The 18,460-nt window shown below is 44.5% G+C and carries 14 protein-coding genes; 11 read left to right on the top strand and 3 right to left on the bottom strand.

What is annotated here, in order from left to right:
* Window positions 1–7: 7 nt before the first annotated feature.
* A complete protein-coding gene (locus tag U9Q77_09200) occupies window positions 8–1,147 on the bottom strand; it encodes a nitrous oxide reductase accessory protein NosL (protein ID MEA3287533.1) in 1,140 nt (379 codons plus the stop codon).
* Between the two features lie 480 nt (window positions 1,148–1,627).
* On the opposite strand from U9Q77_09200, the gene U9Q77_09195 reads away from it, so the two are divergent.
* Window positions 1,628–2,866, top strand: coding sequence for a cyclic nucleotide-binding domain-containing protein (locus tag U9Q77_09195; protein ID MEA3287532.1), 1,239 nt, complete (start codon window positions 1,628–1,630; stop codon window positions 2,864–2,866).
* Between the two features lie 31 nt (window positions 2,867–2,897).
* Window positions 2,898–4,085, top strand: a complete 1,188-nt coding sequence (locus tag U9Q77_09190) for an ATP-binding protein (protein ID MEA3287531.1) — start codon at window positions 2,898–2,900, stop codon at window positions 4,083–4,085.
* Here the strand turns inward: U9Q77_09190 and U9Q77_09185 are convergent.
* Both U9Q77_09185 and U9Q77_09180 read right to left on the bottom strand, forming a co-directional pair.
* Window positions 4,065–4,706: a corrinoid protein gene (locus tag U9Q77_09185; GenBank protein ID MEA3287530.1), complete on the bottom strand. Its 642-nt coding sequence runs from the start codon at window positions 4,704–4,706 to the stop codon at window positions 4,065–4,067. The two genes, U9Q77_09190 and U9Q77_09185, sit on opposite strands and share 21 nt — an antisense overlap.
* Window positions 4,707–5,762: a uroporphyrinogen decarboxylase family protein gene (locus U9Q77_09180; protein ID MEA3287529.1), complete on the bottom strand. Its 1,056-nt coding sequence runs from the start codon at window positions 5,760–5,762 to the stop codon at window positions 4,707–4,709.
* A 948-nt stretch (window positions 5,763–6,710) separates the two neighbouring features.
* Here U9Q77_09180 and U9Q77_09175 point away from each other — a divergent pair.
* The 9 genes from U9Q77_09175 to metK all read left to right on the top strand — a co-directional run bounded on the left by U9Q77_09175 (window position 6,711) and on the right by metK (window position 18,318).
* Complete coding sequence (locus U9Q77_09175; GenBank protein ID MEA3287528.1) at window positions 6,711–8,144, top strand: Do family serine endopeptidase; 1,434 nt, start codon at window positions 6,711–6,713, stop codon at window positions 8,142–8,144.
* Between the two features lie 602 nt (window positions 8,145–8,746).
* A complete protein-coding gene (gene ileS / locus U9Q77_09170; protein MEA3287527.1) occupies window positions 8,747–11,878 on the top strand; it encodes an isoleucine--tRNA ligase in 3,132 nt (1,043 codons plus the stop codon).
* A 96-nt stretch (window positions 11,879–11,974) separates the two neighbouring features.
* Window positions 11,975–12,493 (top strand): signal peptidase II, encoded by a 519-nt coding sequence (lspA, locus tag U9Q77_09165; GenBank protein MEA3287526.1) that lies wholly within the window; start codon window positions 11,975–11,977, stop codon window positions 12,491–12,493.
* Window positions 12,494–12,626: 133 nt separating this feature from the next.
* The gene (locus U9Q77_09160; GenBank protein ID MEA3287525.1) at window positions 12,627–13,637 is read left to right on the top strand and encodes an RluA family pseudouridine synthase; all 1,011 of its coding nucleotides are present in this window, start codon (window positions 12,627–12,629) and stop codon (window positions 13,635–13,637) included.
* Window positions 13,637–14,581, top strand: a complete 945-nt coding sequence (locus U9Q77_09155) for a tyrosine recombinase (protein MEA3287524.1) — start codon at window positions 13,637–13,639, stop codon at window positions 14,579–14,581. The genes U9Q77_09160 and U9Q77_09155 overlap by 1 nt, the downstream gene beginning before the upstream one ends.
* 134 nt (window positions 14,582–14,715) lie before the next feature.
* The gene (gene raiA / locus U9Q77_09150; GenBank protein ID MEA3287523.1) at window positions 14,716–15,048 is read left to right on the top strand and encodes a ribosome-associated translation inhibitor RaiA; all 333 of its coding nucleotides are present in this window, start codon (window positions 14,716–14,718) and stop codon (window positions 15,046–15,048) included.
* A gap of 113 nt (window positions 15,049–15,161) precedes the next feature.
* A complete protein-coding gene (locus U9Q77_09145) occupies window positions 15,162–16,121 on the top strand; it encodes an MlaD family protein (GenBank protein MEA3287522.1) in 960 nt (319 codons plus the stop codon).
* 3 nt (window positions 16,122–16,124) lie between these two features.
* Window positions 16,125–17,102, top strand: a complete 978-nt coding sequence (locus U9Q77_09140) for a sugar phosphate nucleotidyltransferase (protein ID MEA3287521.1) — start codon at window positions 16,125–16,127, stop codon at window positions 17,100–17,102.
* A 61-nt stretch (window positions 17,103–17,163) separates the two neighbouring features.
* Complete coding sequence (gene metK, locus U9Q77_09135) at window positions 17,164–18,318, top strand: methionine adenosyltransferase (GenBank protein ID MEA3287520.1); 1,155 nt, start codon at window positions 17,164–17,166, stop codon at window positions 18,316–18,318.
* The last annotated feature ends 142 nt before the right edge of the window (window positions 18,319–18,460 follow it).

The following is an 18,460-nucleotide window of genomic DNA, read 5'->3' as shown; positions in this document are numbered from 1 at the left end:
GTCCGATTCAATTATTGTCTAGATCGGAAATAAGCTGCTCTGTGATCTCGCTAAATTTGAGAATTCGAGATCCTGCATGATCATCTAGAAATACTTTGGCTTGAGTTATAGAGTCAAAGGGAATGAGTTCATGCCCCATGGGTCCTAAAATATCGCTCCCAATGACATATTCAGCTTTTCTACCATCCAGGGCAGTTTGCTGATAGTAATCGGTAACGACTACCTCGTGGATTTTAAGGTGCTCGTATTTTCCCCATTTTTGAGGGTTATGGTAAAACTTCATCAGGTCTTTTACACCATCAAAATATAACTTTTTAGGTTGGTTGTTGATCGTGATATTCAGAACAGCAACCCAGCGAGGATACTTATAAACAAACATGCCACAGACCGGGCACTTCTCATCTTTTGAGACCTGAATGACCTGTGCTGCAGGCTGCCTACCTGAATGCTGCTGATTAGCGTTAAAAATATACAAAGCCAGCATCTGGAGTTTTTTCTCATCCAAAGATTTACAGCCTGAACGGGTTTTAAGGTGAGCCTTCAGATCCACGATAGATTCAAATGGAGGCAAAGTTCCTATTTCTGCGGAAAATTTGTTGAATAATTTTTCCCCCTTGGGAAAAACGATGCTTTGTTTCTTTTTCATCAACATGGCATTATCAGCCTGCATTTGAGTACGGGCTAGATCAAGGGCTTCGGTGAACCCGAGAATAGTTCTTCCGCCATGCTTTTTGCTGAATTGTTTTGCCTCCTCAAATGAGCCAAAGGCGAGTTTACTCTCACGGGTCATGGTACCGGAAACTTTGCTGTCAATGACATAGTGGGCATCCTGTACAGCGATGAACCGTTCACTATTGACATCAACCACCTGTGCGTGAGTAATTTGATCGGGGTGATCCTTAAGATCAACCGCCAGGCAACGGATAGAACAATACTGATGGGTGCTTCCATCGGCCAGTTCCAAAGCATGGTTGGTTTTGTAGAACAGCATGAGATTCATACCGCAAATTGGACACCAGGTTTTTGCCTGACCTGTTTGCAATAACATGGCCTGGTCTGTTTGAGCTGATTTCACAAATCTTGATTGAGCTAAAAGAATATTAACACTCAACAACAGAATAAGAGTAAGGAATATGCGTTTATTCATGACATGACTTCCTCTAGTAATAGATACTAGGATTGGTTCGATCTCCCCCTGGAGAACACCAGTAGTTTCCGGAAATATATGATTTTCACATGACATTCAAACAGCATTGTTTTATCCGCATTCACTGTGATACTGACACCTGTGAAATGTCTTAAAATTGATCACGCTGAAATAGGGGCTGATAACCCCTGAACTTTTTTAAAGGTTCAGGCTGAAGACAGGGGATGATCAGATGACCAAAAAAGCATTTAATCTCGGACAGTTCTGTTTGAAAATTGTTATTCAGGATTACTTTAGGTCGTATTAGTAAAGGAATCAAACTGAACGGCATTGTCAATGATCACAAGGTGCTTCCAGCCTTCCTTTGGCAGTTGTTTTGATGTATGCAATAAAGTTGGTCCTGAGGATAATATTTTTCAGAACGCGGTTGATTTCTTTTAAAACATACTTATGAATTTATCTAATTTAAGCGGATAGTGTATGAAGCTGATAAAGAGTCCCCCTTATGAAGATCTCAGAAAATGGAAGGTCTTTGAGCATATTCCTGAGGTTGAATTAAAACACCTTTTAAAAAAGCTGGAATTTCGTCGTTATAATCATGAAGAATCCATAATTCGTGAAGGTTCCATTGGGGATCATATATTTATTCTTGCCTCTGGCAAAGTCAGAATTGAAAAGAGAATTAATGAAGGCAACTCTGAATTGCTGGGATTCTATGATGAGGTCGGTGGTTTTTTTGGTGAGATGGCTTTGTTGGAAGATAAACCTAGAAGTGCTGGGATGATCGCTGATACAAGCTGTGAGGTATTGGCTGTGTCAAAAGCGGATTTTCTTGAACTCGTTCAAACTGTTCCGCTTTTTACACTATCTATTGCGAAAAATATATCTCAATTTCTCAGAGAAACTGACAAGCGACTCATCAACAAACTTAAAAAAGAGAATGATGAATTACGACATATGAATTACCTGCTGCAGGAGACTCAGGAAGAGCTGATCGGCAAGGAACGTCTTTCTCTTATTGGTCGTATGGCTTCAACTATTCTACACGATATGAAAAATCCCATGTCCACAATTGGTGGTTATGCCCAGTTGATCAAGATGAAAAAGCACAGTAATGAACAACTCATTAAATATGCGGATATTATCGCCAAACAAGTGATCCAATTCACCAGCATGACCCAGGATCTACTGTCTTTTGCCCAGGGTGGCGACCAGATGCGGCTGAAATCAGTCCAGATGGCTGGATATCTCCAGGAATGTTGTGACTCGCTGGTACTTAGATTTGAGAATCAAGACATCTCTTTTGTACGAGACCTTCAGTTTAAAGGGGAAGTACGCATCGACACCGGTCGGTTTTTCAGGGTTCTGGAGAATATTGCCATGAACGCTCTTGATATTTTGGATAAAGAGGGAGTGTTTACCGTGCACAGTCTGGAGGTGGAGACTGGTGTCAGAATTATTTTGGAGGACAATGGCATTGGAATGTCGGACGAAGTAAAGGAAAATGCTTTCAAGGAATTTTATACATTTGGAAAACGAAAAGGAACTGGTCTGGGACTGGCCATTGTAAAACGGATCATCGATGAACATGATGGTATCATCTCCATCGAATCTGAAGAAGGCGTTGGCACTAAATTCATCGTTGACCTTCCCGCTGTTGGTTTCAATCTGTTGCCGAAATCCAAGCATCAGATCCCCATCCCTTTTGAGACCAGCTAATCAGCAATAATAATTACCATCAGGTTTTCTTATGCGCACACTTGAATCACCAAACATCGAATTACTAAAACAATTGGAACCCTTTGCAGGGATCGATGGAGCTGAACTTGAAAAGATCAGCAGTCTAATGCAGAGAAGACTGTACAAATCCGGCGAAACACTTATTCGGGAAGCAGCGGTCGCCTCAAAATTCTTTGTATTGATCCAAGGTACTCTGGAAGTGGTAAAATCCATCGAAGGTGATGAGTTTGAGAGTCTTAACATTATTGATCGATCTGGTGAACTTTTTGGTGAGATGGCTCTGGTGGAAAATAAACCACGCAGTGCTGGTATTATAGCCCGGGAACAGAGCGAGGTACTGGTGGTTCAAAAGGAAGGTTTCCTTGAGCTGGTGAATCACTTTCCCCAGTTTACCCTGGAGGTGGCAAAAAGCATTTCCACGTATCTGCGACGGACGGATAGTACGCTCATTGGTGCCCTGGAAGAAAAAAATCGAGAACTGGAAAATATTATTACCGAGCTGCATGAAACCCGGCAAGCTCTGGTTGATAATGAACGTCTTTCCATTATCGGGCGCATGGCTTCCACGATCCTGCATGACCTGAAAAATCCCATGACCACCATAGCCGGTTTTGCTCAACTCATAGGCTTAAAAGAAATGCCCTATGAAGAGGTAGTGAAATACACTCAGATCATTGGTAAACAGGTGAGCCAATTTAACACGCTGGCTCAGGAGCTTCTGGCATTTGCCACTGGTGGCTCTACTCTACAATTACAGACTTTGAATTTTCCCAGTTGTATCAATGAGGCTCTGGCCAGTATTCAATTTAACCTGGTTCAGCAGAAAATGAGGCTGGTAACGGATATCCAGGGACAAGCCAGGATCCGTATTGACCCACATCGTTTCTATCGCGTCTACGAAAATCTGGCCAACAATGCAGCCGAAGCCATGAGCGAAGGGGGCACCCTCACCATTACATCTTACGTGGATGCAGACCAATTGGTCATGGAGATCTCAGATACAGGGCATGGTATGGAGCAAGAGATCCAGGCAAAAGCGTTTAATGCGTTTTTTACCTATAAAAAGTATAAGGGAACAGGGTTGGGGTTGGCTATTGTGAAAAGTATAGTCACCGATCACAAGGGTGATATCTCGGTGTCCAGCAAAGTGGATGTAGGAACAACCTTTACGATAAAACTACCGATCGTTAAAAACTAATCCCTGAATCCGCTCAACTGCCCCAGGCGCTGTTGGGGCATAACCATCTGCTCCAATAGATTCTGAGAATGCTCGATTCACCGGGGCACCCCCAATCATGATCTTGGTGGAATGCAGGATTTCATCATTTCGAAAGAGCTGCACTATTTCACGCATATTGTTCATGGTTGATGATAACAATGCTGAAAGACAGACAACTTGAGCCTGGTGGGTAGCGGTAGCTTCCAGAAAGCGTTGAGGCGGAACATTAACACCTAGATCGATCACTTCAAATCCTGCCCCCAGCAGCATGATCCGCACCAGATTTTTGCCGATGTCGTGCATATCACCCTTCACGGTACCAATGACAACAGTATTTCTGCTAGAACCGGTTGCATCCTGGATCAGATGTGGCTTGAGGATATCAATAGCCGTTTGCATAGCTTGAGCAGACATAAGAACCTGGGGTAGGAACATTTCATTCCGCTTAAAACGTTCACCGACAATTGCCATGCCGGGTAACAATTGCAGATCGAGAATTTGCTGGGCAGTCTGCCCTTGTTCCAAAAGGTTTTGCACTGAGCTGGAAATGGAAGCAACATTTCCCAGAATGATGGCCTGTTGAATATTATCAAGAGACATTTAGGTCAACTCCTCATGGGCAATTGCGTACATGGCTTTTACATTTTCAGGTTTACAATAAGAAGCAACCACATTGCTGGTGCTTAAAATAAAGCCCCCGCCGGCTCTTGCATCGCGAATGAGATCCCGGGTAGTTCTCTGAACCTCCTCCACACTGCCATTGGCCAACAGATCCACATCAATATTGCCCATGAATGCCAGATCTCGTCCATATTCCTGCTTCAAAGAGGGAATATCCATGTTGGCGTTGGGGTCACAGGACTGCAATACCTCAATGCCGCAATCGATCAAATCGGGTATGATGGTTCGTAAGTCGCCATCCGAGTGAAAGAAAACCGGAAGACCGGTTGTTTTAATGTCAGTGATCATATTCTTTAGTAGGGGAAAATAGTCCTTACGGAGATAAGCTGGATCCACGAAAGTACCGGTATTGAAAGCCAGGTCATCAGCGATAAGCACTGCATCGGCACCCGCTTCAGCACTCATGAGCGCCAGCTCCAAATTGGTCTGAATCAGCTTTTCGTAATACCTTAACATGACATCCGGTGCTTGAACAGTCCACATCATGAAGCGTTCGAAACCCAGAATTTCGTAACCCAGGTCAAAGCCGGCGTTCAGGGTTGACATGACAAAAAGATCCGTATTTGTCTTCCAGCGTCTGATTGGGGCTTTGTCAAACTTGCTTACGTCAGGAGCAGCCCATTTGTCGAGTTCTTCAGGTGTATTTGCAATGGGTTCCACCAGTTGAACGGTAGCTTCCGGAGGTTGGGTATGGGTGGCACCCCAGAAATCTTTGAAAACCTCTGTTCCCCAATCTTCATGAGTGCCAACTACTTCCACCGGGGGACCAGCTACACGGGCACCCATAATGTCTGCGCCAAGAAGCTGCCGGACATTTACATGGTTGTGATAATAAGAATCAGGGCCAGTCTGATGGTCATCGCCCAGTAAGGCTTTGATAATGGATTCGGTGTAGCCACCACCGATCTCACCGATGGGGACTCTGGAGGTTTCCTGACGGTGCAGGGCTGATATAACACGTTCTCTTCTAGTCATGTAAGCAATCTAATTATTAAACAGAACGAACAAAGCGAGAGAAATGTGCTGATTACTATTTACAGGTGTTATGAAGTATGACGATCTCGCAAAAAGTCCCTCTCGCCCGCCTGCGTATAACTTCGTGCGGGCAGGCAAAGCGCGCAGAGACGCAGAGTATTGATATTTATGGATTTAGCAGTATTTGCGTTATGTGGTTAATATTAAATGAGTTAGGGCGTATTTGATGATTTTTAAACCGTAAGGAACTTTTTGCGGTTTCGTCAAGTTTGAAATAGCAATAAGGAATTAAATAGAATCAAACGGGTAGAGTATTCATTAGCGTCTGTCCAGAAATCAGGTATTAAGCAGATGCACCTACAGTTTTCCACAATGAATTTGACGAATACTACGAAAAAGCATTGGTATCTTCATGAATTTCGTTTGCTTCGTTGTAGAAAAAGAGTTTAGAGATGAACACTCATTATAATCCGGGTTCATCATAATAATGCGTACCTGGATACAATCATTGAGGTTGGGGGTCAATAAAATATTCTGGGGTACAAAGGTATAAGGGTTATAGAAGCTGTGTGAAAACTTCATTGCGCCGGAATAATTGCTTGCTAATATTATCTTTAGTTATCTACGTATCGTACTGTTACTAATGATACTTACCCCGGGCTTCAGCCTGGGGGTTCTAAAAGTATTAAAAAGGAGGGCTTTAGCCCAACAATACGGAGCTAAAGCCCAAAGAAACAGTAGGATATCATACCCCCAAGCTAAAGCATGGGGTAAGCGTTGTCCCTATTCTCACACAGCCTCTAGACCCTTATATCCCTAATATCCCCGTCTCCAGGTACGCATTTGGAGGAAGAGCCATAATCCGTAATATCCCTGGCTGAAAAAATATCTGAAACCTTTCTCTCAAACCCGCATAGAAAGGAAGGTCTAAAGAATGGAGAAAGTTGCATGATGAAACATTTACTACGAATTATTCCACTACTGATCATGGTTCTACTGATTCCGACCCAGGTTCAGGCTTCTGATCTGAGTCTAGCGAAATCACTGAGTAACACCTTTGCTGATATTGCCGAACGGGTTTCACCCTCAGTCGTCACCATTACCAGTGAACATGTTTACAAACATCCCGGGATGGATCAGTTCAGGAGATTCCAGGATATGTTTCCAGACCATTTTCGCCAGTTCATGCCGGATGGTGGAAGGGAAATGCTGAGTACCTCTTTGGGTTCTGGAATTGTCATCAGCAAAGATGGTTACATCATTACCAATAATCATGTCATCGAAAAAGGCGAGAATATCAAGGTTCAGTTTTCCGATAATAGGGAACTGGATGCCGAGATCATTGGCAGTGATCCCAAGACTGATGTAGCCCTGATCAAAGTCGATGCGAATGATCTTACACCGCTCAAACTGGGCAATTCAGACCGAATTCGGGTTGGTGAATGGGTCTTGGCGGTTGGCAGTCCCTTTTCTGGAAATTTATCTCAAACCGTGACCCAGGGAATCATAAGCGGTATTGGTCGTTCCTCTGTCGGCCTGCTTGACTACGAAGATTTTATCCAGACCGATGCTGCCATCAATCCTGGTAATTCCGGAGGTCCTCTGGTTAATCTGGATGGCAAATTGATTGGCATGAACTCAGCCATTGCCTCACGGAGCGGTGGCAGTCAGGGTATCGGCTTTGCTATTCCAGTTAACATTATCAACCGTGTCATTGAGGATCTAAGGGAGAATGGACGGGTCACCCGAGCCTGGCTGGGAGTCTATGTACAGGCAGTAGATGGAACCATGGCCAGGATGCTGGGTATGGAAAATGCTTCAGGGGCACTGGTTGGGCAGGTGGTTGAAGATAGTCCCGCTGACAAGGCTGGCTTAAAACAGGGAGATGTCATCCTGGAGTTTGATGGGCACACAGTAGAGAGTTCAAAACAATTACCCACCATGGTTTCAACTCAACGTCCCAATGAAAAGAAAAAGCTTAAGGTTCTCCGGAACGGAAAATTCAAAACCCTAACCATCAAACTGGGTGAATTACCAGAAGAAGCCAGTGCCGTGGGTCCTTTCGAATCTGAAAAATCAGATCTGGGCATAACGGTTGAGACCCCCAGTTCTGACCGCCTGCAATTTTACGGGTTTAACCGGGGTACGGAAGGGGTCCTGCTTACATCAGTTGAAAAATTTAGTGAAGCCTACCGAAAGAATATCCGGGTGGGACAAATGATCCAGAAAATCGGTCCTAATGTTCGCAATCTTAAAACGGTTACATCCAGACAGGCCTTTGAGCGGCAAGTGGCTGAGATCAAACCTGGTGAATCGATTTTACTGCTGGTTCGACGTGATAATAACAATACGTTTTTTGTAGCGCTGACTATTCCAGAATAGAATTAATGAAAAAACTAACCACGCGTCTACGCTTTATAAGCTACGCCAGGCAGGCAGAGAGAACAAAAAATATAGAGAGAAGTAACCCTCAACCAGGTTCAAGCTAAACAAGGTGACACTAGTTTAAACCCGAATAAACATAATAATCTCCGGTATTCCCATACTGGATGCTTTCCCTCCAAACCCGTGAGACCCCGAGAATTTCTTGGGGTCTCTTCCTTTAGGGGTGGTGCTAGTCAGGGTCTCATAAATCGATGCAAGCAGTTATGCTATTTGAAATTTAAAACATGCACTTTGCCTACGCTAGTGAGTGTAGCCATCGCAGCGATCTCCATCATACGGGCTACAAGTTTGAGATTGCCACGTTCCTTCGGAACTCGTAAAGACAGCTCCAGATGGTGAACGCACGATGAAGTCAAATTGGCAATATTAATTCAGATCAATCTTCTGAGTTCTCTGCAATCTCTGTGACTAGAAAAAAGGGCATTGATATCGTAACAACATTGACATGGCGAAAAGTCGGCGATTATATTGAAAGGCTTTAGCGGGTCTTAACTCGCAACTTGATTAGATTGGAATTTAGCACAGGAACACATAGCACCATGATGAAGGAAGTATCCAGCAAAGTAGATTTTATTGCCCTCGAACACGATATGCTCGATTTTTGGGAGCGGGAAGATATTTTTAATAAACTCAGAGCTCAGAATGCTGGGAAACCACCCTGGTCCTTCCTGGATGGTCCCATCACTGCCAATAATCCAATGGGGGTTCACCATGCCTGGGGCCGAACCTACAAAGATCTGTTCCAGCGCTATCACGCCATGCGGGGTAAAGAACTACGTTATCAGAATGGCTTCGATTGTCAGGGTCTCTGGGTGGAAGTGGAAGTCGAAAAGGAATTGGGCTTCAAATCCAAAACTGATATTGAAGACTACGGTATCGAAAAATTCGTTAATAAATGTAAGGAGCGGGTGCGCAAGTTCTCTGCAGTTCAGACCAAACAGTCCAAACGCATGGGTTACTGGATGGATTGGGATAATTCCTATTTCACCATGTCTGACGAGAACAATTACACCATCTGGGGTTTTCTGAAAAAATGTTTTGATCGTGATCTGATCTACAAGGGCTATGATGTGATGCCCTGGTGTACCCGCTGTGGTGCTGCCCTTTCTGAACATGAGATCGCCACGGAAGGCTATAAAGAACTAACCCATACTTCCATCTACTTAAAATTCCCCCTTAAAGGTCGTGAGCATGAATCGCTCCTGGTCTGGACCACTACTCCCTGGACCTTGTCATCCAATGTGATGGCTGCTGTTCATCCGGATCTGGATTATGTGAAGGTCAGGCAGGGTGATGATATTTACTATTTGGTTCAAGGTCGCTTGTCCATCCTGCAAGGTGATTACGAAACCCTGGAGACTCTCAAAGGTAAGGATATGCTAGGATGGGAATATCATGGTCCTTATGATGAATTGCCCATCCAGCAGGATATTCAGCATGCCATTATTTTCTGGGATGAGATCTCTGAAAATGACGGTACCGGTATCGTCCATATTGCTCCAGGTTGCGGAAAAGAGGACAATGCTTTAGCCAAGGAACTGGGTTTCCAGATCATCAAACCCATTGATGAATTTGGCAATTATCTGGACGGTTTCGGCGATTGGACCGGCACCAATGTCATGGGTAATGGCGACAAGGTCATCGATGATCTCTCCAACAAAGGTCTGCGTTACAAACGTGAACCTATAACGCACCGTTATCCCACCTGTTGGCGCCATGGTACAGAGTTGGTCTTTCGTCCTGTGGATGAATGGTTCATCGCCATGGATAAGTTGCGTCCTGAGATCGCTGAAGTTACCAAACAGGTCAACTGGATTCCCTCTTATGGTAAAGAGCGTGAGTTGGATTGGCTCAAAAACATGCACGATTGGATGATCTCTAAAAAGCGTTATTGGGGCCTGGCACTACCCATCTGGACCTTTGAAGATGGCTCTTTCTACGTGGTGGGATCAGAGACTGAATTAGAAGAATTGGCCGTTGAGGGTTGGGCCGAATTTGAAGGCAATAGCCCACATAGACCTTGGATTGATCACGTGAAAATTAAACATCCCAAGACAGGTCTCATTGGAACCAGAGTGCCCGATGTAGGAAACCCCTGGCTGGATGCAGGTATTGTGCCTTATTCCACTATGGACTACCGCAAAGATCCTGAATACTGGAAAAAATGGTTCCCTGCTGATTTTATTGTTGAATCGTTACCCGGTCAGTTTCGCAACTGGTTCTACGCCATTCTGGCCATGAGTACAGTTATGGAAAACCGACCCCCTATCAAAACCATCATGGGTCATGCCCTGGTCAAAGATGATAAGGGTGACGATATGCACAAATCCGCCGGTAACGCCATCTGGTTTGAAGATGCTGCTGAGCAAATGGGTGTGGATGTCATGCGCTGGATGTATGCTTCCCAGGTTCCCATTCATAATCTGAATTTCGGTTATGGAGCAGCCGATGAAGTCCGCCGTAAACTGTTGACCCTTTGGAATACTTACTCATTCTTTGTGACCTATGCCCGTCTTGATAAATTTGACCCCTTGGAAAAGTTAGATGAAACGACCCTGACCGAACTGGACAAATGGGTTCTGGCTCGAGTGAACCGCCTGGTGGCTGAATCAAGCAAAGATTATGATTCCTTCCAGACTGATAAACTTATGCTCAAGATCAATCGATTTGTGGATGACCTTTCCAATTGGTACGTCCGGCGTTCCCGTCGTCGTTTCTGGAAAAGTGAAAATGATACAGATAAATGGGCAGCTTACCATACGCTCTACCGGGCTCTGGTTACTCTGACCAAAGTATTGGCACCGGTCGCACCATTTTTTACTGAGGCCATCTATCAGAATTTGGTGGCAGGTCAAGATCCTGAAGCTCCTCAGAGTATTCATCTTTGCCGATTCCCTGAGGTCGAGGAGCGCTGGCTTGATGAGGATCTGCTACGGCGGGTCGACGTGGTTATCAAAGCGGTTGAATTGGGTCGGGCCGCCAGAAATAAGGCCAATTTAAAGGTTCGTCAACCATTGGCCAATGTGTCGGTCTTTTTCCCGGATGAAAAAGATCGGGCTTATGCCCTGGACCTGCAGGAACAGATCCTGGAAGAATTAAACATCAAGACCATGACGGTGGTTACAACGGCAGATGATTTGGTTCAGGTTGATGTAAAACCAAATCTGGGTTTACTGGGTCCCAAGTATGGCAAAGACATGGGTGCCATCCGGAATTTGATCAACGCTGCAGATCCGCAGGACCTTTTGAAGCATTCCAAATCAGGTGAGAATATTCAGTTGAACGATGGAACTGTTTCATTTGAATTGTTACCGGCCGAATTACTGATCACCAGTATTGAGCCTGAAGGACAAGCTGTGGTTGAAGAGGCCGGTGTTGTGGTTGCTGTTGATACAGAACTGACTGAGGCTTTGATCAGTGAGGGTCTCGCTCGTGACTTTATTCGTAATGTTCAAAATATGCGTAAGGATGCTGAGTTTGATGTTTCTGACCGTATTCAACTCTTTATTGAAGCTGAGGATGAGCTGCAAAAAATGATCGGGGAGCATGAGAAATACATTGCCAATGAAACCCTGGCTGAGAAGATTAACTTCAATTCAAAAGCAGACATCTTCCAGGCTGAATTCAAGCTTGGCAAGAGCGTATGTAAAGTCGGCATTGAACGTCACTGACACTCCAAAGAAAGCCTTTAAAAAAACCTCTGCGTCTCTGCTTGCCATGGCGAAGCCTGGCAGAGATAGGCGAGAGGAAAAAAAGGAGCAAATAATATTAAAGCACTGTTAAAATATCTGGGAATTACAGTCTTGGTCGTTTTTTTGGATCATGGGACTAAACTGTGGGCAATAGCTGCCTTAAAGGGGAAGCCGGCCTGGCCCCATGGGTGGTCTTTGTTTCGTTTTGATTATGCTGAGAACTATAACATGGTTTTTAGTCTGTCATTCATCCCCATGCCGCTGGTCAATACTCTGGCCATCGGTGCCATGGGTCTGCTGTTCTATCTGCTCTGGGAATACAAAGATAAGCATCCGCTGCCCAGTATTGGTCTGGCCTTGATCCTGGGTGGTGCCTTTGGCAATATACCCGAGCGTCTGATCCGGGGTTATGTGGTCGATTTTATCAGTGCTGATTGGCCGGACTGGTTGTACTTTACCCGTTGGCCCACTTTCAATATTGCCGATAGTGCTGTAAATATCGGAATGGTTTTGTACCTGGGCTATGTATTTTTTGTGGAAGGAAAAGAGAGCAAGATATCTTCACCTGGAGAGCCCTCAACGCCTCATACATAAGCACCAATTTTTCACTCATATATCTTTTCATTTTCAAACCTCACAGTTATATTCGGCTCAGGCGGTTTTTTTAGTGTATTTATTAGTATATTCCACTTCCATAATACCCATTTATAGTAACGAATAGTTAGGAATCATACTGTTAACCCAGGTTGAACCACACAGTTCCACGACTGAAACCTTTGAGGTCATAATTGATCCTCAACAGAAACCAATTCGTATTGACAAGTTTTTGGCAACCCGTTTGCCCTCATACATCACCCGCAATCAGGTTCAGATCTTACTGAGATCCGGGAAGATCAGGGTTGATGAGAAGCCGGTGAAAGCCAGCCATTTGATCATGCCGGGTGAGCAGGTCCTGGTGGAATATGAGCTACCCTATGCACCAACGCTTTATGGTGAAAACATCACCCTGGATATTGTTTATGAAGATGATTATCTCATCGTCGTTAATAAACCGGCAGGGCTTATTGTTCATCCCGGTGCCGGTAATGCTACAGGGACACTGGTAAATGCCCTGATATATCATTGCGAACACCTGTCCAATGATAATGGATTGCTTCGTCCGGGCATTGTTCATCGTCTTGACAAGGATACTTCAGGTCTATTGATATCTGCCAAGGATAACCGGGTCCATGGCAATATGAGAAGCCAATTTTCCAAACGAACCATCAAAAAATACTACCATGCCCTGGTTTGGGGACAATTTCCTGATGACACGGGTGAGATAGATGCTCCTATTGGTCGCTCTCCCAAAAATCGCAAAAAATTCACGGTGATCGATACAGGCAAACCTTCGTTAACCCGTTATGAGGTTCTGGAACGATTTAAATTCTTAACATTGTTGCGAATCAAGCTTGAGACCGGTCGCACCCATCAAATCAGGGTTCATATGGCTCATGCCAATCACCCGGTTTTTGGTGACCCTTACTACGGTGGTCGGAATTCCAAGATCATCACCTTGAACATGCGCAATCGACAATTGGCTGCCAAACTATTGGGCATGTTGAATCGTCAAGCCCTGCATGCTCGTAGACTGATCTTTACTCACCCCATGACCAATGAACTGATGGATTTAAAGGCTACCCTCCATGGAGATATAGAAGCCGTTCTGGATATTCTGAGAACAGAAAGTCAATTCTAATGGCTTGGGTCTTAGATCAACAGATTGACAAATTCCTGATTTGGCTGGAGGTGGAGAAACGCTATTCGCCGGAGACGATCCGGGGGTATCAGATTGATTTGAAGCAGTTCTGCCAGTTCCTTGAGGATCATGATATGGAATGTTTGAACGACCCGGAACAGATCGATCGAGGGGTACTGCGGAGTTTTTTGGGCTTTCTAACAGGTGAGTTAGGACAACAACCCCGATCAGTGGCAAGAAAACTAGCCGCCCTGAAGTCGTTATTCAGGTATTTGCATCGTGAACAGATTGTGACCCTGAACATTGCAGCTTATGTGCATACACCCAAACTTCCCGGTGTAATTCCCAGCTATTTGTCCGAGAATCAGATCGTGGCCGTTTTAGAAAAATTGAGTGAAACCGATAGCTGGATGGGTAAACGGGATCTGGCTATTGTGGAGCTGTTCTATGCTACCGGTATGCGAGTTTCTGAGTTAGCCGGTCTGACAGCGGCAGACTTGAACCAAAACAAGGGGACGGTTACCGTGCTGGGAAAAGGATCCAAGCAGAGAGTTATTCCGGTAGGGCAGTATGCCTGGGAGGCTCTGGAGAACTATCAATATGCAGCAAAAAAAAAGTTCGGAACGAAAGCCGCAGAACAAGCTGTTTTTCTTAGTAAGAATGGGTTGCCCCTCGGGCAGAATGGTATCCGTTTGCGGGTGAAAAAAGCTATCAAAGCCATTGCTGAATTAAAAAAAATGAGTCCCCATGTGCTGCGTCATACTTTCGCCACCCACTTGCTCAATGCTGGAGCTGATCTGATGGCCTTAAAAGATCTGCTGGGTCATGCGAACCTATCTACGACTCAGGTGTATACACATGTACAAGTTGACAAAATGAAAAAAGCATTTCACAGGGCTCATCCCAGAGCCGGAAAAAAGACAGAAGGATCCAGGCTGAATTAACATGAGATACATTTTGAAGAGCATAATTAATTCAAACAGGTATGCTTCTGTCAACTTTAAGAATTTTATATTAGCTGTGCCTCTGCGTACGCTGCGAGAGGAACATCATAATCACCACATAACAGGAGGAGCCAATGAAGGTAAACATCGTCGCCCGTCATTTTGACATTTCTGAAAAGACTCGGGATTATATTCAGGCGGAAGTAGATCATCGACTGGAACCCGTCTATGATCGAATTGTAAATTGCAAGGTGATCGTTGATAAGACTAAAAATGATTATATCGCTGAAGTAATATTGAATGTCCCCGGTGAGACTATGACAGCAAAGGAAACGTCCAATGATTTGTCTAAATCCGTGGATTACGTAGTTAAAAAGATGCGCAAACAACTTGCAAAACATAAAACGAAGTGGAAACGTCCCATTGACCCTGATAAACAGTTTGTAGAAACCGCTGAAGAAGAGTAAATCAGCGAGATTGAAATTTCACTGGAAGTGAAGGAAAATAAAGCCCGAGTTGTACTTGAAATCTACAGTTGTTTAAAAGGGGCAAGTACATTTAGGCCGGAAAGTAAATTGAAATGAGACCTGAGGAAAAAAGACAAGAAATCATTGTCGGCATTGTCGTACTGATCATCCTGGCTGCTACAGTCATGGGTATCATGTGGGGGAAGAAGTATGACATTTTTTCCTCAAGAAGTTATTATACGGTTCGGGTCGCCCGGGCCAGTGGCTTGCAAGAGGGCGACCCGGTGACCGTATCAGGTGTACCTAAGGGTGTCGTGGATGATTTCATTATCAGGGAGGATTCTGTTGATGTCATTATTGGTGTAGATAAAGACATCACTTTGTATAGTGATGCCAGTGCAATTATTTCCAATATGGAACTCCTGGGGTCAAAAAAAGTCGAAGTAAACCCGGGAAGATCAGGGGTCCTGCTGGTTGAGCGTGGTATTTTTAGGGGCACCTTTGCCGGCGGTCTGGAAGATATTTTTGAGACTACCGGTGCTATTTCCACAGACTTTAAAACCCTCATGGGTAACTTTAATAAAACGCTTTTGCTGCTTAATAAAGCCATGGAAGAAGATGTCCAGGCCAGCCTTCACACCATTCACAACACAGCCAATTTGATTGATTCTCTCATGGTGTCGGACATACAACCGGGTTTATTGGCCATGAAGAGCGCTTTACAACAGACCGAAGAAATGGTGAATGCAAAGCGGGAAGATATTGATGTTATTGTAACGAATTTGAAGAAAGTCTCCAAAACTCTGAATGTCGTTGTGGATGATAATAAGGATAAGCTGGCTCGTTCTATTGCCAATCTGGATAAAATAGGTGAAGACCTCAGCATCTTGAGTACCCGCTTAAAAGATCCTCAATCCAGTTTGGGGAAGCTGACCTTGTCTGATTCGCTCTATCAAAGATTGGATAGCATAACCGTTAATATCAATGACATTGTGAAAGAGATCAAAGAGAACCCGAAGAAATATTTGGAACACGTGAATATCAAGGTAGATATGTTCGGTGGAGGCAAGTAAAACATGAGAGCAGTTATTCCTGCAGCCGGAATTGGAAAGCGGCTGAGACCACATACTCTAAATGTACCGAAAGTGATGATCAATCTGGCTGGAAAACGTCTCATTGGTCACGTTCTGGAGGCGGTTGAGGCAGCTGGTGTAACTTCAGTTTCTATCATCGTTGGCTATAAAGGCGAACAGGTCGAAGAGTATGTGAATCGATTTTATTCTCATATGCGGCTTGATTTTCCCTATCAGGCAGAACGGAAAGGTCTGGGACATGCAGTCCTCCAGGGGTTGGAAGACAAGGAGGAGGGGGTTCTGATCCTGCTGGGTGATACTGTATTTGATGTAGACTTCAAGAATTTTGTAAGTACTGGTGAAAATGCCATTGCAGTGGTCAAAGTTGATGATCCGCGTCGCTTTGGTGTGGCAGAAGTAAACGAAGTCAATCGCGTGGAGCGACTTGTTGAAAAACCAGAGCACCCCAAATCTGATCTGGCTCTGGCCGGCATGTACTACATCAAAGACCAACGGATCCTGAAAGCTGCCATCGAAAAACTAATTGCTGATGAGATCAAAACTCGCGGTGAATACCAGCTTACGGATGCCTTGCAGTTGATGCTTGAAGAGGGAACCGTTATCCAGGCTGTTGAGATCAATGGTTGGTATGATTGTGGAACCAGGGAGTCTTTGTTGGATTCTCATCGATTTTTGCTGGATGATCTACCTGCTGGTAATCATGCCAAAGACACGATCATTCATCCACCAGTATTTATTCATCCTGAGGCAAAAGTGATCAATTCGGTTATTGGCCCGAATGTGACTGTAGATAAACGAGCTGAGATCAGTGGTGCTATTTTGACAGATACCATTGTTGGAAAGGACTCTGTGATCAAGAATATGATCCTGAGCCATTCACTTATCGGAGATCATTCCATTGTTGAGAATCAAGTGAGAACGGTCAATGTTGGAGATTATTCAGAACTTAAATTGAATTGAAAGTATGACTTTTGCCTGTTAAAATAAAAGTTATTTATAATGAAAGAGAGCGGAGTAATTAATGTCGTATTTGTTTTCATCTGAATCGGTTACTGAAGGGCATCCTGACAAGATCGCCGACCAGATCTCAGATGCCATTTTAGATGCCATCCTGGAAAAAGATCCTCAGGGAAGGGTTGCCTGTGAAACCTTTGTTACAACAGGTCTGGTTCTGGTGGGTGGCGAGATCACAACCTCCGCCTATGTTGATATCCAACGGATCGTTCGGGGAACCATCAAGCGGATCGGCTATACTGATTCCATGATGGGTTTTGATTATAAAACCTGTTCAGTTTTGGTAACGATTGATAAACAGTCTCGGGATATCTCTCGGGGAGTTGATGACCAGGATCGCGAACAGGGGGCTGGTGATCAGGGAATGATGTTTGGCTATGCAACCGATGAAACTGAAGCATACATGCCCCTGCCCATTCATCTGGCTCATGCGCTAACCAAACGCTTGGCTGAAGTTCGCAAAGAGGGGATCATCCCCTACCTGAGACCTGATGGAAAATCACAGGTTACGGTTCAATACAATTCTGAAACGCATAAACCAGAAGTTGTAACAGCAGTAGTGATCTCAAATCAACACGAGGATGGTGTTGATGTTAAAGGTGAGATGTATGATGATATTGTTGAACATGTTATCAAGAAGGTCTTGCCAGCAGAACTGGTGGATTATAAGAAACTAAGAATATTTGTTAATCCCACCGGCCGTTTTGTCGTTGGTGGTCCTCAGGGAGATGCTGGTCTGACTGGTCGCAAGATCATCGTGGATACCTACGGTGGTTATGCCCCCCATGGTGGTGGTGCTTTCTCCGGGAAAGACCCCAGCAAGGTTGATCGATCTGCCACATACATGGCTCGTTACATTGCTAAGAATATCGTGGCAGCCAAGGCCGCCCAACGCTGCACCGTTCAACTGGCCTACGCCATTGGCGTTGCTGAACCGATCTCCATTCTGGTGGATTCCCACGGTACTTCAAAACATAGTAATGCTGAGTTGGAAGCCATGGTCCGGGAAGTATTCCCATTAAAACCAGCTGAGATTATTGAGCATTTAGATCTGAAGCGTCCCCTGTATCAACAGACCTCATCATATGGTCACTTTGGAAGAGATGAGTTCCCCTGGGAGAAGACAGATCTTACAGCAGAAGTAAGCAAACAATTAGAATAGATCATTGGAAATGTTGCCACGAAGGCACTAAGTCACAAAGAATGCAAAAAGAGCTTAAAGAAACTTCGTGTCTTTGAGCCTTTGTGGCAAAAGATTTCACATGAATAAAAGTGTTTTCCGCGAACTTTGCGAGAGGGTTTTT

Source organism: Candidatus Neomarinimicrobiota bacterium (genome assembly GCA_034716895.1).
In the GTDB taxonomy this organism is placed as follows: Bacteria; Fidelibacterota; UBA8477; order UBA8477; family JABMPR01; genus JABMPR01.
Note: the sequence above shows the minus strand (reverse complement) of the source record. Positions and strands in the feature narration are given on the sequence as shown.

What these genes read in the sequence shown, in the direction of transcription:
- U9Q77_09200 (MEA3287533.1), bottom strand. Translation starts at nt 1,147, where the DNA reads ATGAATAAACGCATATTCCTTACTCTTATTCTGTTGTTGAGTGTTAAT.
- U9Q77_09195 (MEA3287532.1), top strand. Translation starts at nt 1,628, where the DNA reads ATGAAGCTGATAAAGAGTCCCCCTTATGAAGATCTCAGAAAATGGAAG.
- U9Q77_09190 (MEA3287531.1), top strand. Translation starts at nt 2,898, where the DNA reads ATGCGCACACTTGAATCACCAAACATCGAATTACTAAAACAATTGGAA.
- U9Q77_09185 (MEA3287530.1), bottom strand. Translation starts at nt 4,706, where the DNA reads ATGTCTCTTGATAATATTCAACAGGCCATCATTCTGGGAAATGTTGCT.
- U9Q77_09180 (MEA3287529.1), bottom strand. Translation starts at nt 5,762, where the DNA reads ATGACTAGAAGAGAACGTGTTATATCAGCCCTGCACCGTCAGGAAACC.
- U9Q77_09175 (MEA3287528.1), top strand. Translation starts at nt 6,711, where the DNA reads ATGATGAAACATTTACTACGAATTATTCCACTACTGATCATGGTTCTA.
- ileS (MEA3287527.1), top strand. Translation starts at nt 8,747, where the DNA reads ATGATGAAGGAAGTATCCAGCAAAGTAGATTTTATTGCCCTCGAACAC.
- U9Q77_09155 (MEA3287524.1), top strand. Translation starts at nt 13,637, where the DNA reads ATGGCTTGGGTCTTAGATCAACAGATTGACAAATTCCTGATTTGGCTG.
- raiA (MEA3287523.1), top strand. Translation starts at nt 14,716, where the DNA reads ATGAAGGTAAACATCGTCGCCCGTCATTTTGACATTTCTGAAAAGACT.
- U9Q77_09145 (MEA3287522.1), top strand. Translation starts at nt 15,162, where the DNA reads ATGAGACCTGAGGAAAAAAGACAAGAAATCATTGTCGGCATTGTCGTA.
- U9Q77_09140 (MEA3287521.1), top strand. Translation starts at nt 16,125, where the DNA reads ATGAGAGCAGTTATTCCTGCAGCCGGAATTGGAAAGCGGCTGAGACCA.
- metK (MEA3287520.1), top strand. Translation starts at nt 17,164, where the DNA reads ATGTCGTATTTGTTTTCATCTGAATCGGTTACTGAAGGGCATCCTGAC.